At 66.4% G+C, this 16,947-nt stretch carries 1 protein-coding gene; it reads left to right on the top strand.

Translation table 11 applies throughout. The features are described 5' to 3' along the window. The first annotated feature begins 165 nt into the window (after positions 1–165). Positions 166–16,788, top strand: a complete 16,623-nt coding sequence (locus tag EKL29_RS14675; RefSeq protein ID WP_126690059.1) for an Ig-like domain-containing protein — start codon at positions 166–168, stop codon at positions 16,786–16,788. The last annotated feature ends 159 nt before the right edge of the window (positions 16,789–16,947 follow it).

The following is a 16,947-nucleotide window of genomic DNA, read 5'->3' on the forward strand; positions in this document are numbered from 1 at the left end:
CTCACCAGGATAAAGATTCAACACGGCTCAGAGCGATTTCGTCAAAAGGATGGGATCGACAAAGAGGGGAGTGAATAGCACATAGCGTTATTCACGGATAAACCGGGATCTCAGGATGCCGGGCATTTTTATGAATATTAATAACCTCAGTGGGATATACATAACATGAATAATATCTCAGTAACGCCTAAAGGCGGCACGATCGCCTCGCAGCTGAGTGGCAGCGACGTCAATTTAAACGCTCCGAGTGTGGTTAAGCTCAACCTCAATCGATCTGACATTAAATCTTTTGCGCGCAACGGCAATGACCTGGTCGTCACCACGAAATCTGGGGAAACAGTTGTTATTCATAATTTTTATAGCCCGGCAGGCGAAAGCGACCTGGTGCTGCAGGATGACCATGGCGCGCTGTGGTGGGTAGAAGATCCGGGTCAGCCGGGCTTCCAGTTTGTCTCTATCGACAGCACCGAGGGGCTGCTGGCGGATAACATCACCAACGATGGCACGATTGCTGCCTACGGTATCGGCGGCGGGGCGCTGGCGGGTATTGCCGCGATGTTCGCCGGTTCTAACGGCAGCAACGGTTCAGGCGACAGCGGCGGCGCGACCGGCGGCGGTACGGGCAGCGGCGGTACGGGCGGTGGAACAGACGGCGGTACAGGCGGTGGCACGGGTAGCGACACCACTGCGCCCGGCGCGGTTACCGATCTGGCTATTAACGATAACGTCGGCACCATTCAGGGCGCGATTACCGCAGGCGCCACCACCGATGACAATACGCCGGTTCTAAGCGGAACGGCTGAAGCGGGCACCACCATCAGCGTTTACGACAACGGCACGCTGCTGGGAACGGCGACCGTCAACGCAGACGGCAGCTGGAGCTTTACTTCGCCTGTGCTGGCGGATGGCCAGCACAGCCTGACGGCGACGGTCACCGATGCCGCAGGCAATACCAGCAGCGCCACCGCGCCGGTTACCTTCACCGTCGATACCGTCGCTCCGACGCTATCCGATGTCAGTGCCGCCAGCGACAACGGCACGACCCTGACGCCCATCGCCGCTAACGGCGCGACCAATGACGCCACGCCTCTGCTGCAGGGCACTACCGAAGCGGGCAGCACCGTTACTCTTTCTGACAACGGCACCGTTCTGGGCACCGTTATCGCAGGCAGCGATGGACGCTGGTCTTTCACGACGCCCGCGCTGAGCGAAGGCAGCCACACGCTGAGTATTACCGCCGCCGATGCGGCGGGCAACGCCAGCCCGGCGACCACTCTCTCTTTTACCGTCGATACTCTGGCGCCGGATGCGGCCAGCAACCTGCAGCTGACAGATAATGTCGGCACCAGCCAGGGCCCGCTGACGTCCGGCGAGTCGACCGATGACAATACCCCTGAGCTAAGCGGACAGGCCGAAGCGGGCGCGACCGTCAGCGTTTATGACGGCAACACGCTGCTGGGCACGGTGACGGCAGGCGCAGACGGCGTCTGGCGCTTTACCACCCCGACGCTGAGCAACGGCAGCCACAGCCTGACGGCGACCGTGACCGATGCGGCGGGCAACGTCAGCGCGCCGACGACGGGGATCGTTATCAACGTTGCGGCGGATTTGCCGCCAGCAACCAGCTCGCTGGAAATTACTAACGACAACGGCAGCGGCCTGGTGCCGATAGCGGACGGCACCCGCACCAACGACGCGACGCCGGTGCTGAGCGGCCTGACCACCGCCAGTGCGGTGGTGACGATTTATAACGGCGATCAGCTGCTGGGCAGCGTGACCGCCGACGGCAGCGGTCAGTGGAACTTTACGCCCGCCACGCTGGCAGACGGCACCTATGCCTTTAGCGCCACCAGTACGGACGCAAACGGCAACGTTACCACGTCGCCGACCATTACTATTACCATTGATACCCTTGCGCCGGATGTTGCATCCAGCCTGCAGTTGAGCAATGACGGCGGCGGCGCGATCGCCTCCGGCGGTGCGACCAGTGACAATACGCCGACGCTGGGCGGAAGCGCTGAGCCTGGCAGCACCGTCTCTGTTCTGGATGGCGATACGCTGCTGGGCACCGTCACCGTAGGCAGCGACGGGCTCTGGAGCTTTACTTCTCCCGCGCTGACCGATGGCAGCCACAGCCTGGCTGTCACCGTCACCGATGCGGCGGGCAACGTCAGCGCGCCGTCCGCGCCGCTGAACTTTACGGTCGATACCCAACCACCCGCTGCGGTCAGCGGTCTGGTGGTGACCGACGACGCTGGCACCAGCACCGGCCCGCTGACCTCTGGCGACACCACCGACGACAACACGCCTCTTCTCAGCGGCCAGGCGGAACCCGGTTCGCTGCTGACGATTTACGATAACGGCGCCGCCATCGGAAGCGTGACGGCAGGCGCCGACGGCACCTGGCGCTTTACCACGCCGACGCTGAGCAACGGCGCGCACAGCCTGACTCTGACCCAGACCGATGCGGCAGGCAACGTCAGCGCGCCGACCACGCCATTCGATCTTACCGTCGCCGCAGGCGATCCGCCTGCCACCCTGACGCTGGTAGCCACTGACGACAGCGGCAGCACGCCGGTCGCGCTGGCCGACGGCGCCAGCACGCGCGACACCACGCCCGTTCTGAGCGGCGCGACCCTCGCTAACGCGCTGGTAACGCTCTACAACGGCGATCAGCTGCTGGGCAGCGCCACCGCCGACGCGAACGGACAGTGGCGCTTTACGCCCGCCACGCTGGCGGATGGCACCTACGATTTTCGCGCGACCGCTACCGATGCCGCAGGGAACACCATCAACTCCGCGACGCTGGCGCTTACCGTCGATACCGTCGCGCCGACAGCCGCAACCGGCGTTTCGCTGGCTGACGCCAGCGGCGATGCGATCGTCAGCGGCGGCCTGACCAACAGCGGCGCGCCGGTACTGAGCGGCAACGCCGAGCCGGGCAGCACCGTCACCGTTTCCGACGGCGACACGGTGCTGGGCAGCGCCACGGCCGGAACAGACGGCAGCTGGAGCTATACGCCAGCAGGCCTTGCTGACGGCAGCCACAGCCTGACGGCGGTCGTGACCGATCCGGCAGGCAACGCCAGCGCTGCGACCGTGCCGGTTTTCTTTACCCTGGATACCCAGGCACCTGCCGCCGCCGCCGATCTGGCGCTTAACAGCGACAGCAGCGGCGTTTCCGTGCCGGTCACTGCGGGCGGTACGACAAACGACGCCTCACCGGTGCTGAGCGGTACGGCGGAGCCGGGCAGCATCGTCACCGTCTCTGACGGCGATGTAGCGCTGGGCAGCGCCACGGTTGGCGCAGACGGCCGCTGGAGCTTTACCGCGCCGACGCTTGCCGAGGGGAGCCACAGCCTGACCACAACTGTCACCGATCCGGCGGGCAACACCGGACCGGTTTCTGAACCGCTGCTGTTCAGCGTGGATACTCTCCCGCCAGCGGCGGTCAGCGGGCTGGTGGTCAGCGACGACGTGGGCGCGACGCAGGGCGAACTCCTCCCGGGCGCCACCACCGACGACAGCACGCCGACCCTGAGCGGCCAGGCACCCGCGAGCAGCCTCGTCAGCGTCTATGACGGCGACACGCTGCTGGGCACCGTCATCGCCGCCCAGGACGGCAGCTGGCGCTTCACCACCCCTGCGCTGAGCGACGGCCAGCACAACCTGACGGCGACCGTGACCGATGCGGCAGGCAACGTCAGCACGCCGACGGACGCCTTCGCTCTGACCGTTGACGCAGGGGTGCCGCCTGCCGCCAGTTCGCTGGTCGTGACCGACGACAGCGGCAGCACGCTGGTGCAGCTGGCAAACGGCGACAGCACGCGCGACTCGACGCCGGTACTGAGCGGCCTCACTACTGCCGGTGCGCTGGTGACGCTCTATAACGGCGATCAGGCGCTGGGTTCCGTCACCGCTGACGCAAACGGGCAGTGGAGCTTTACGCCCGCCGCGCTGTCGGACGGCAGCTACGCCTTCCGCGCCGCCAGCGATGACGGCGCAGGCACCGTGACCGATTCGCCAGTGCTTAACATTATCGTTGACACCGTTGCGCCGGAAAGCGCGTCGGGCGTCACGCTGACGGATGCGAACGGCGATGCCATCGTCACCGACGGCGTGACCAGCAGCAGCACGCCAGTGCTGAGCGGTACGGCGGAGCCGGGCAGTATCGTCACCGTTTCTGACGGCAGCAGCGTACTGGGCACCACCACCGTGGCGCAGGACGGCAGCTGGAGCTTTACCGCGCCGACGCTTGCGCAGGGCGTCCACAGCCTGACCTCTACCGTCACCGATGCGGCGGGCAACGTCAGCGCGCCTGCCGCGGCGGTGACGTTTACCCTTGATACCACCGCGCCGCAAACGGCCTCGGGCGTTATTGTCACCGATAATGTCGGCGCCCAGCAGGGCGAGCTGGCGTTCGGCGACACCACCGACGACAGCACACCGACCCTGAGCGGCCAGGCGGAAGCGAGCAGCATTGTCAGCGTCTATGACGGCAGTACGCTGCTGGGCAGCGTCACGGTCAACGCCGACGGCAGCTGGCGCTTTACCACGCCGGCACTGAGCGACGGGCCGCACAGCCTGACGACCACCGTGACCGATGCGGCAGGCAACGTCAGCGTGCCGACGGCGCCTTTCGACCTGACTGTGGCGACCGGTCAGCCACCTGCCACCCTGACGCTGGTGGCGACTGACGACAGCGGCAGCGCGCCGGTCGATCTGACCGACGGGGCCAGCACGCGCGACGCGACGCCGGTGCTGAGCGGCGTCGCCACCGCCGGTGCGCTGGTGACGCTCTACAACGGCGATCAGCTGCTGGGCAGCGTCACCGCCGACGCTAACGGGCAGTGGAGCTTTACGCCGGACGCGCTGACGGACGGCAGCTACGCCTTCCGCGCTGCTACCGCTGACGGCGCAGGAACCGTGACTGATTCGCCTGTGCTTAATATCACTGTCGACACCGTCGCGCCGGACGCGGTCAGCAATCTGCAGCTGAGCAGCGACAGCAGCGGCACGCCGGTTGCCGTCACCACGGGCGCGACTAACGATACGACGCCGCTGCTGAGCGGCACGGCAGAGCCGGGCGGCATCGTCACCGTTTCTGACGGCGACAACGTTCTTGGCTCGGTAACCGCTGCTCAGGATGGCAGCTGGAGCTTCACCACGCCCGCACTGAGCGAAGGCGACCACAGCCTGAGCGCGACCGTCACCGATGCGGTGGGTAACGTCAGCAACGCCTCCGCACCGATAACCTTTAGCGTCGACAGCACGCCGCCAGCGGCGGCAGCCGATCTGGTGCTGAGCGACAGCCGCGACGGCACGCTGCAGCCGATAGCCGCAGGCGGAACCACCAGCAGCACCAGCCCCACCCTGAGCGGCACGGCGGAGCCGGGCAGCATCGTTACCGTTTCTGACGGCAACGCGGTGCTGGGCACCGCCACGGTCAATACCGACGGCAGCTGGCGCTTTATTACGCCAGCGCTGGACGAGGGCAGCCACAGCCTGACCACTACGGTGACCGATCCGGCGGGCAATACCGGCACGGCCTCCGCTCCGCTGGCCTTTACCGTCGATAGCACCGCGCCAGCGGCCGTTAGCGGCCTGGTGGTGACAGACGATTACGGTGATGTCCAGGGCGCGCTCGCCTCGGGCGATACCACCGATGACCGCACCCCGACCCTGAGCGGGCAGGGGGAGCCAGACGCGCTGGTGACCATTTATGACGGTCAGACCGTTCTGGGTTACACCACTGTCGATACCGATGGCAGCTGGAGCTTCACCACGCCGACCCTGAGCAGCGGTCTGCACAGCCTGACCACCACTGTCACCGACGCGGCAGGTAACGTCAGCAGCGCCTCCGACGCCTTCAACCTCACCGTCGAGGGCGGCCTGCCGCCAGCCACCACCCCGCTTGAGGCGGTTAATGAAACGGGCAGCACGGTCACGCCGCTGGCAGACGGCACGACCACCAATAACGACAGCCCGGTGCTGAGCGGCCTCGCCGAGCCAAACAGCGTAGTTACGCTCTATGACGGCCAGACGCTGGCCGGCAGCACCACGGCAAACAGCAGCGGCCACTGGTTCTTCAGGCTCTTTGCGCTGTCGAACGGTTCGCACGCCTTCTTTGCCACTGCGGTCAGTCCGACCGGCGCTACGACCACCTCTGGCCCGCTGAATATCACCGTCGACACTGTCGCGCCAGCGGCAGCCGACAACCTGCAGCTCACCGATGATGCAGGCAGCACCAGCGTGCCGATCGGCGAAGGCAGCGCCACCAATGATGTCTCGCCGGTACTGAGCGGCACGGCCGAGCCGGGTAGCACCGTCGCCATTTCCGACAGCGGCAATCTGTTGGGTACCGCGACGGCGGATGCCAGCGGCAGCTGGCGCTTTACCTCGCCAGCGCTGGCGGAGGGCGCGCACAGCTTCACCACCACCGTGACCGATGTCGCCGGTAACGTCAGCCCGGCGACAGCGCCGCTTACCTTTACCGTTGATACCACGCCGCCAGCCGCCGCCAGCGGGTTGGTGGTAAGCGATGACGTCGGCGGCACGCAGGGGCCGTTGACCTCTGGCGACACCACCGATGACAACACGCCGACCCTGAGCGGCCAGGCCGAGGCGGGCGCGCTCGTCAGCCTCTATGACGGCAACGTGCTGATCGGCACCGTCACGGCGGATGGCGCAGGCAACTGGAGCCTGACCACCACCGCGCTGAGCAACGGCAACCACAGCATGACCGTCACCGTTACCGACGCGGCGGGCAACGTCAGCCTGGCGACATCCGCCTTTAACCTGAATATTCAGGCGGATCTGCCGCCCGCGACCCTCTCTCTGCAGGCAACCGATGACAGCGGCAGCCAACTGGTAGCGCTGGCCGACGGCGCCACGACGTCAGATGCGACGCCGCTGCTGAGCGGCCTGGCGACGGCGGGCGCGCTGGTGACGCTCTTTAGCGGCGATGTCGCGCTGGGCAGCGTGACCGCAGACGCCAGCGGCCAGTGGTCCTTTACCCCTGCGGCACAGACGGACGGCACCTATACCTTCCTCGCCAGCTACACCGATGCGACCGGCAACCTGGTGACATCCACGCCGCTGACCCTGACTATCGACACCACCGCGCCGGCAGCCGCGACGGGCGTTACGCTCACCGACGCCAGCGGCAATCCGGTCGCGACCGATACACCGACCAGTAACAGCGCGCCGGTACTGAGCGGCAGCGCCGAACCGGGCAGTAGCGTCACCGTTTCCGACGGCAGCACGGTGCTGGGCACGGTAACCACGGCCAGCGACGGCAGCTGGAGCTTCACCACGCCGACGCTCTCCGACGGCGCGCATAGCCTTACCACCGTAGTCACCGATGCGGCGGGCAACGCCGGACCGGCTTCCACCCCTGTCGCCTTCACCGTCGATACCCAGCCGCCCTCCGTGCCTGCGGATGTGGTGCTGAGCAACGATGGCGCGCCGCTCGCCTCTGGCGATGCGACCAATAACGCGACGCCGACGCTGAGCGGGACGGCCGACGCTGGCAGCATCGTGACCGTTTCCGATGGCGCTACGGTACTGGGCAGCGTCACGGCGGGCAGCGACGGCAGCTGGAGTTATACCGCGCCAGTGCTGGCTGACGGCGACCACAGCCTGACCGCCGCGGCCACCGATCTGGCGGGCAACAGCAGCGTGGCGACAACGCCACTTCTCGTCACCGTTGATACCCTGGCGCCGATAGCGGCGACCGGCCTGCAGCTCAGCAACGACCAGAGCGGCACGCCTGTACCGGTTACCGGCAGCGTCACCAACGATCCGACGCCGGTGCTGAGCGGAACCGCAGAGGCGGGCGGCATCGTCACCGTTTATGACGGCACTACCGCGCTCGGCTCCGCGGTCGCAGGCACGGACGGCAGCTGGAGCTTTATCGCCCCAGCGCTGAGCGAGGGCAGTCACAGCCTGAGCGCCACCGTTACCGATGCGGCGGGCAACGTCGGCCCGGCTTCTGATGCGCTGGCCTTTACCGTCGATACCACGCCGCCAGCGGCGGCGGCCGATCTGCTGCTCAGCAGTGAGAACGGCACGGCTATCGTTTCCGGCGGGCTGACCAACTCCGACACGCCGGTGCTGAGCGGCACTGCCGACGCGGGCAGCCTGATTACCGTCACCGACGGCGATAACGTGCTGGGCACGGTAACCGCCAACGCCGACGGCAGCTGGAGCTTCACCTCGCCTGCGCTGGCTGACGGCCTGCACAGCCTGACAGCGACCGTGACTGACGGCGCGGGCAACGTCAGCCCGGCGACCGACGCGCTGAGCTTTAGGGTAGATACCCTGCCGCCGACAGCAGCGCAGGATCTCTCGCTCAGCAACGATCAGAGCGGGGTAGCGATCCCTGCGGATGGCACCACCAGCGATGCGACGCCGGTACTGAGCGGCACGGCGGAGCCGGGCGGCATCGTCACCGTTTCCGACGGCAACACGGTGCTGGGCACGGTAACCGCGGCCAGCGACGGCAGCTGGAGCTTCACCACCCCTGCGCTGGCGCAGGGCGAACACAGCCTGACCGCCACCGTTACCGATCCTGCTGGTAACACCGGCCCGGCCTCGGCGGCCTATCTCTTTAGCGTGGATCTGACGCCGCCAGCGGCGGCGACGGACCTGGCGCTCACCAGTGACGCCAGCGGCACGGCGATTGCGGCGGGCGGGCAGACCAACGACACCACGCCGGTGCTGAGCGGCACCGCCGCGGCTGGCACCATCGTCACCGTTTCTGATGGGGCGACCGTGCTGGGCAGCACGTCGGTCGACGGCAACGGCAACTGGAGCTTCAGCGCGCCGACCCTTAGCGAAGGCGCGCACAGCCTGAGCGTGGTGGTCACTAACGCCGCCGGCAACAGCAGCACGCCGTCTGGGGCGATCGGCTTTACCATCGACACCTCCGCGCCAGCGGCGGCGACGGATCTGGCGCTCACCAGTGATGCCAGCGGCACGGCGATCGCGGCAGGCGGCTCGACCAATGACGCCACGCCGGTACTGAGCGGCACGGCGGAGCCGGGCGGTACGGTGACCGTTTCCGATGGCGCTACCGTACTCGGTACGGCGACCGTCGGCGCTGACGGTAGCTGGAGCTTTACGTCGCCCACGCTGGCCGACGGCGCGCACAGCCTGATCGCCACGGTTACCGATGCGGCGGGTAACGTTGGCCCGGCATCAGACGCCTTTGGCTTTAGCGTCGATACCACCGCGCCAGCGCTGGCTGACAATGTGCTGGTCAACAACAACACCGGCCAGACGCTGACACCAATTGTCGACGGCAGCACAACTAACGACGCCACGCCGGAGCTGACCGGCACGGCTGAAGCGGGCAGCCTCGTCACCCTCTATGACGGCGCCGCAGTGCTCGGCTCCGTCACCGCAGCGCCAGACGGCAGCTGGAGCCTGAGCACGCCGACGCTGGCGGACGGGCTGCACAGCCTGAGCGTTAACGTGACGGATGCGGCGGGCAACAGCAGCGGCACTACCACGCCGGTTAGCTTCACCGTCGATACCGTCGCGCCTGTGGCCGCGGCCGGGCTGACGCTGACCAACGACGCGACCGGCTCGGCTATTCCCGATGGCGGCCTGAGCAATGACAACACGCCGGTGCTGAGCGGCACGGCGGAGGCGGGCACGGTGGTTACCGTGCTGGACGGTACGGCGGTGCTCGGCACCGCTACCGTGGACGGCAACGGCAACTGGAGCTTCACCGCGCCGACGCTTAACGACGGCGCGCATAGCCTGAGCGCCGTCGTGACGGACCTGGCGGGCAACGTCAGCCCGGCAAGCGACGCGATCGCGCTGAGCGTCGATACCCAGCCGCCTGCGGCGGTCACCAGCCTGGCGCTGAGCAACGACAGCGGTGCGGGGACGGTGGCGATACCGGACGGCGGTCTCACCAGCGACAGCACCCCGGTGCTGAGCGGTTTCGCGGAGGCGGGTGGCACGGTCATCGTCTATGAAGGCGCAGCGCTGCTGGGCAGCGTCGCAGTTAACGCCGACGGCAGCTGGAGCCTGATTTCGCCTGTGCTCGCCGACGGCACCCACTCCTTTACCGTCACGCCTGTGGATGCGGCGGGCAACGTTGGCGCATCCGCCGCCATCAGCGTGGTGGTTGACGCCACCGCGCCAGCGACGGCGGCGGATATCGCTCTCAGCAGCGATAACGGCGCAACCGCAGTGGCGATCGCCGACGGCACCACCACCAGCGACAGCACGCCGCTGCTGAGCGGCAGCGGAGAGGCGGGCACTATCGTCACCGTCTATGACGGTACCACCGCGCTGGGCACTACCACGGTGGGCGCCAGCGGGCTGTGGAGCTTCTCGGTGCCGACGCTGAGCGACGCCGCTCACAGCCTGACCGTGACCCTTACCGATGCGGCGGGTAATACCAGTCTGCCTTCGACGGCGATCGGCTTTACGGTCGATACGCTGGCGCCGGTTGCGACCGCGCTGACGGTCAGCAACGACAACGGCGCGGAAAATGTTGCGCTGACGCAGGGCGCTGCCACCAGCGATAACACGCCGCTGCTGACCGGTACGGCGGAAGCCAACAGTCTGGTCACCCTCTATGACGGCGACGTGATTATCGGGTCGACGACGGCCGGCGACGACGGCGCGTGGCGCTTTAGCTCGCCGACGCTGGCAGAGGGCACCCATGCGCTGAGCGCGACGGTCACTGATGAGATCGGCAACGTCAGCGCGCGTTCTGCAAGCTTTACCCTGGTAGTCGACGTGACGCCGCCGGAACCGGCTGGCGCGCTGACGCTGCGTAACGATGGCGGTACGATCATTGCCGACGGCGGCGTGACCAACGACAGCACGCCCGCCATCAGCGGCACGGCGGAGGCGAACAGTCTTGTCACTGTCTATGACGGCACCACGGCGATTGGGTCGGTGCTGGCGGACGGCGCGGGCGCATGGAGCCTTACCCCCGCTGCTGCGCTCTCCGACGCCACCCATACGCTGAACGTCACGGTGACCGATGCGGCGGGCAATATCAGCGCCACCTCTTCAGCCACCCTGACGGTAGACACCGTTGCGCCGCAGCCGGTCGCCACCTTCGACATTTACGACACTGACGGCGCGACGCCGCTGTTGATCGGCAATGACGGCTATACCAACGACGCCACGCCCGTGCTGCGCGGGACCGCCGAGGCGGGCACGACCGTCAATATCTATCAGGGCAGCGATCTGATCGGCAGCGCCACGGTGAACGAAAGCGGCGTCTGGCGTTTTGAAACCGACGCGCTTACTGACGGCCAGTACGCCTTTACCGTATCGGTCACCGATGCGGCGGGCAATACCAGCATTGAGGCGCAGCCTTACACGATTAACGTCGATCTGACGCCTCCGGCGGCAATCGCCGATCTGGTGGTAAGCGACGATGCGGGCGTCACCACCGGCCCGCTGGCCAACGGCGCCACCACTGACGACAACACCCCGACGCTGAGCGGAACGGCGGAGCCAGGCAGCACCGTTACCCTTTATGACGGGACGACGCTGCTGGGCACGGTTACGACGGCTGCGAACGGCGCCTGGAGCTTTACCTCTGCCGCGCTGAGCAACGGGTCGCACAGCTTTACGGTGACCCAGACTGACGTGGCGGGCAACGTCGGCGCGGCGATGGCACCTTTCGTTATTACCATAGAGAATGGCCTGCCGCCGACCACCAGCACGCTGCAGATTACCGACGACAGCGGCAGCACGCTGGTTAACCTGGCGGACGGTGCGTCAACCAGTGACACCACGCCGGTACTCAGCGGCACGGCGACGGCGGGCGACGTAATCACCATCCTCGATGGCGCCACCACGTTGGGCAGCGTGACCGTTGGCGCAGGCGGCATATGGAGCTTTACGCCTGCGGCGCTGGCGGAGGGGCCGCATACGTTCTCTGTTACCTCCGTAGATGCAGAAGGCAACCCGGGCGCAGCCGTTCCTCCCGTTACCGTTATCGTCGACACCACCGTGCCGACCCCGGTCACCGATCTGCTGCTGAGCAACAATAACGGTACGACGGCGGTCAGCATCCCTGACGGCACCGCCACTAATGACAACACGCCGCAGCTGAGCGGAACCACTGAAGCTAACGCGCTGATTACCGTCTACGACGGCGATACCGTTATCGGTTCCACCACGGCGGGCGGCGATGGCGCATGGAGCTACACCGCGCCGCTGCTGACTAACGGGGCGCACGCGCTGAGCGTAACGGTGACTGATGTCGCCGGTAACCTGAGCGGCCGTTCTGATGCAATCGCCTTTACCGTGGATACCGTTGCGCCTGCGACGGCGGCGAATATGGTGATCACTAACGACGCCACCAGTGCGGTCGTGCCGAACGGCGGCTTCACTAATGATGACACGCCGGTACTCAGCGGCACCGCCGAAGCGGGCAGCCTGGTAACCGTCTACGACGGTACGACGGCACTCGGTTCTGTCACCGCAAACGCCGCCGGCAGTTGGCGTTTCGTCTCCCGTGCGCTCGCTCAGGGCACGCATACGCTGAGCGCCCGCGTCACGGATGCGGCAGGCAACGTCAGCGTGCTCTCCGGCACCACGACGGTGGTGGTAGATACCACGCCGCCTGCCGCCGTGACGCTGACGGCCAGCAACAGCAACGGCACCACCACCACGCCGATCGCCAGTAACGGTACCACCAACGACAGCACGCCAGTGCTGGCAGGCACGGCGGATGCGGGTAGCCGCATTACCATCGCCGACGGCACCACGCTGCTGGGCAGCGTGACGGCGGGCAGTAACGGCCAGTGGAGTTTCACCACGCCGACGCTGGCTGACGGGCCGCATACGCTGAGCGTGACCGCAACCGATGCCGCGGGCAACGTCAGTGAGGCAGCGTTGCTGACGCTGACGGTGGCGACCGCCGCACCCGCGCCAGTCGCTGACCTCACGGTGAACGATAATGTCGGTGCGACGCAGGGCAGTCTGACTAACGGCGGCGTAACCGACGACAACACGCCAACCCTTAACGGCACCACCGGGGCGGGCAATATCGTGACTGTCTACGACGGCACGACGCTGCTTGGTACGGTAACGGCGGACGCGAGCGGTGCCTGGAGCTTCACTACCGGGGCGCTGAGCAACGGCGCGCATACGCTGAACGTGACGGTGACCGATGCGGCTGGCAACACCAGCGCCGCGACGCCGTTTACCCTGACGGTGGATACCGTCGCGCCAGCCGCGTCGACGCTGGCTATCACCAACGACGCCGCCAGCGTGGCGGTGCCGAATGGCGGATCGACCAATGACAACACGCCGGTGCTGAGCGGGACGGCGGAAGCGGGCAGCATCGTCACCCTCTATGACGGCGCTGCCACGCTCGGCTCGACTACCGTCGGCGCTGATGGCGGCTGGAGCTTTACCCCGGCGGCGCTCGCTGAGGGCGTGCATGCGCTGCGCGTCACGGTAACGGACCTGGCGGGCAACGTCAGCGGCGCCACCACGGCCAGTATTACCGTGGACACCACGCCGCCTGCCGCTGTTACCCTGGCGGCGAGCAACAACAACGGCACCACACCGGTGGCGATCGGCAGCAACGGCAGCACCAACGACAATACGCCAGCGCTGACCGGGACCGCCGAGGCGGGCAGCCGCATCACCATCACTGACGGCACGACGGTGCTGGGCAGCGTGACGGCGGGCAGCAACGGGCAGTGGAGCTTCGTCACGCCGACGCTGGCGGATGGGGCGCATACCCTGAGCGTCACCGCCACCGATGCGGTGGGCAACACCAGCTCGCCGACCGCACTGACGCTGACCGTTGATACCACGGCGCCCGCGGCGGTGACCGATCTGACGGTCAGCGACAACGTCGGGACAATTCAGGGCAACCTGACGAGCGGCGCGGCCACGGACGACAATACGCCAACCCTGAGCGGCACGGCGGAAGCGGGCGCGATCGTTGTTATCTTTGACGGCACCACGGCGCTCGGCTCCACTACGGCCGGCGCGAACGGCGCATGGAGCTTTACCACCGGCGCGCTGAGCAACGGCGTGCATCCGTTGAGCGTGACGGTGCGTGACGCGCTGGGCAATACCAGCGCCGCGTCGGCCACGGTTTCTATTACTGTGGATACGGTGGCGCCGACGGCCTCAACGCTGCAGATCGTTAACGACGTTACCGGCGCGGCAGTGGCGAACGGCGGTTCGACGAACGACAACACGCCGACCCTGAGCGGCACGGCGGAGGCGGGCAGTCGCGTCAGCATCTTTGACGGCACGACGCTGCTGGGGACGGTAACGGCAGCCGCAAGCGGCGCCTGGAGCTTTACCACCAGCGCGCTCCAGCAGGGCTCGCATCCGCTGAGCGTGACGGTCACCGACCCGGCCGGCAACGTCAGCGGCTCGACGTCGTCGACTATTTTGGTCGATACCACGGTGCCAGCGGCGGTAACGGCGCTGGCGGTAAGCAACAACAACGGCAGTACGCCGGTGACCATCCCGAACGGCGGCGTCACCAACGACAACACGCCGCTGCTGAGCGGCAGCGGCGAGGTCGGCGCGCGTATCAACGTCTATGACGGCGCTACGCTGCTGGGCAGCACGACGGTGGGCAGCAATGGCCAGTGGAGCCTGATTACGCCGGTGCTGGCCGGGGGCGCACACACCCTGACCGTCACCGCGACCGATGCGGCAGGCAACGTCAGTCCGGGCGTGAGTACCACCCTGACCATCGATACCACGGCCCCGGCGGCCAGCACCCTGGTGATCACCAATGACTCGGTCACGCCGAACGTGACGGTACCGAGCGGCGGGGCGACGCGCGATACCACGCCGGTACTGAGCGGCACGGCGGAAGCGGGCGCGGTTGTCACCATTTACGACGGCACGGCGCTGCTGGGCAGCGTAGTCGCGGGCAGTGGCGGCGCCTGGAGCTTTACCACCGCCACGCTGTCGCAGGGCACCCATCCGCTGAGCGTGACGGTGACGGATACGGCGGGCAATGTCAGCACCACCACCGCGGCAAACGTGGTCGTGGACAGCGTGGCGCCGACGGCGGTCACCGGGCTGGCCATTAATACGGCGGGCACCGCCCTGACCGGCAGCGGCGAAGCGGGCGCGACGGTCACCGTGCGCGACGCGGGCGGCAACGCTATCGGCAGCGGCACCGTGGCGGCCAACGGCAGCTTCTCGGTGGCGCTGACGACCGCGCAGACCACCGGCGCGACGCTGTCGGTAACCCAGGCTGACAGCGCAGGCAACGTTTCGCCAGTTGCGACGGTACTGGGGGCGATCCGCGTGGTAGCGGCCAATGATGTGTCCACCGTGGATTACTCCACCCAGACGGGCACCATCACCAACGCCAACAGCAGCCATACTGGTGTTTCGCTGCTGAACGTTAACCTGGGCGGTGCGGTGACGCTCGACGTCTTGCAAAGCGCCAACGCTTATCAGTTCAGCGTGGGAACCGGCGATACCCGTACGGTAACGCTGCACGCCTCGGCGACCAGCCTGGTGGCGCTGACCTCTACCTATACGCTCTATCTCTATCAACAGCAGGCGAACGGCACCTGGGTGGTGAAATCGAGCAACGCCAACTACATCTCCACCTTCCTGACGGTGGGGACGCAGACCGGCAGCAACGTCACCTACAGCAACCTCGGCACGGGCAACTACGCCGTGCTGCTGGGCACCAGTAGCGGCGTGGGTGTTCTGCCTTCCACGACCGTCACCACCACCTCCGATATCACCACGCTGGCGGTGACGGTGGCGGCCACCGTCACGGGCAACCTGCTGGCGAACGACACCAGTTCGGTGGCCGGTACGATACCGACAGGCACGCTGGTGACTACCGTTTCCGGCAGCGCCATTTCGGCAACGGGCAATACGGTTATTAACACCACCTACGGCACCCTGACTATTGATGCGCAAGGCGATTACACCTATGTGCTGAAAGCGGGGCTGGATGCCAGCGCGCTGCCAGCGGCGGACGTGTTCAGCTATTCGGTACGCGACGCCAGCGGCACGGTGACCTCGGCTACCCTGACGGTCGATCTGCACAACGGTCCGGCAGTCACGCTGCTCTCCGTAAACAGCCTGTTTGCGGAAACCAGCATCGATGACGGCACCACGGCGAGCGGCAGCATCTACGGCGACAGCACAGCTACCCATACCGGCGCGCTGAGCATCACCAACGAGGCGGGCCTGACCACCGCCGTCAGCAGCAGCGGCGTTACGCTGGTGGCGGGGGACTACGGCACCCTGAGTATCTCCGCCGACGGTCACTACACCTATGCGCTTAACAGCGCCGTCAATGTGCAGGAGATCGCCCATAAAGAGGTGTTCAGCTATAGCCTGGCGGCAGCCGACGGCACCATTACCACCAACAGCTTCACCATCGATCTGCATCCGATCATTACCGGAACCGCAGGGGCGGATGCGCTGACCAGCAGCGCCTATGACGACACCATCACGAGCGGAGCGGGCGCCGATACCCTGGTCTATCACCTGCTTAACAGCGCGGATGCCGTCGGCGGCAACGGGCATGACACCTGGACCGATTTCTCTGTCGCCGACGGCGACAAGATTGACGTCAGCAGTCTGCTCGTCGGCTGGAACGACAGCACCAGCAACGTCAACGATTTCGTGAAGGTGGACCATACCGCGGATGGCAATACCGTCCTGTCGATTGACCGCGACGGCACCGGTACCGCCTACAGCAGTACGCAGCTGGTCACGCTGGAAGGGGTGAACGTTTCACTGGAGGAGCTACTGCAACAGCCGCACCAGGCTCACACGGTCTGATCGCCGTGATGTCTGGCAGGGAAGCATTTTCGGGCGCAGGGATGCGCCCCTTTCTCTAACTGACGAGTGGAAAACGAGGGATCGGATGCAATCAAGCGCAATATATCGCCGTTCTTTTAAGCTCAGCGTTCTCTGTGCTGGCATCGCTTTTTTTACAAC

It is taken from the genome of Pantoea sp. YU22 (assembly GCF_003970755.1).
GTDB classification, from domain to species: Bacteria; Pseudomonadota; Gammaproteobacteria; order Enterobacterales; family Enterobacteriaceae; genus Pantoea; species Pantoea piersonii.

What these genes read in the sequence shown, in the direction of transcription:
- EKL29_RS14675 (WP_126690059.1), top strand. Translation starts at nt 166, where the DNA reads ATGAATAATATCTCAGTAACGCCTAAAGGCGGCACGATCGCCTCGCAG.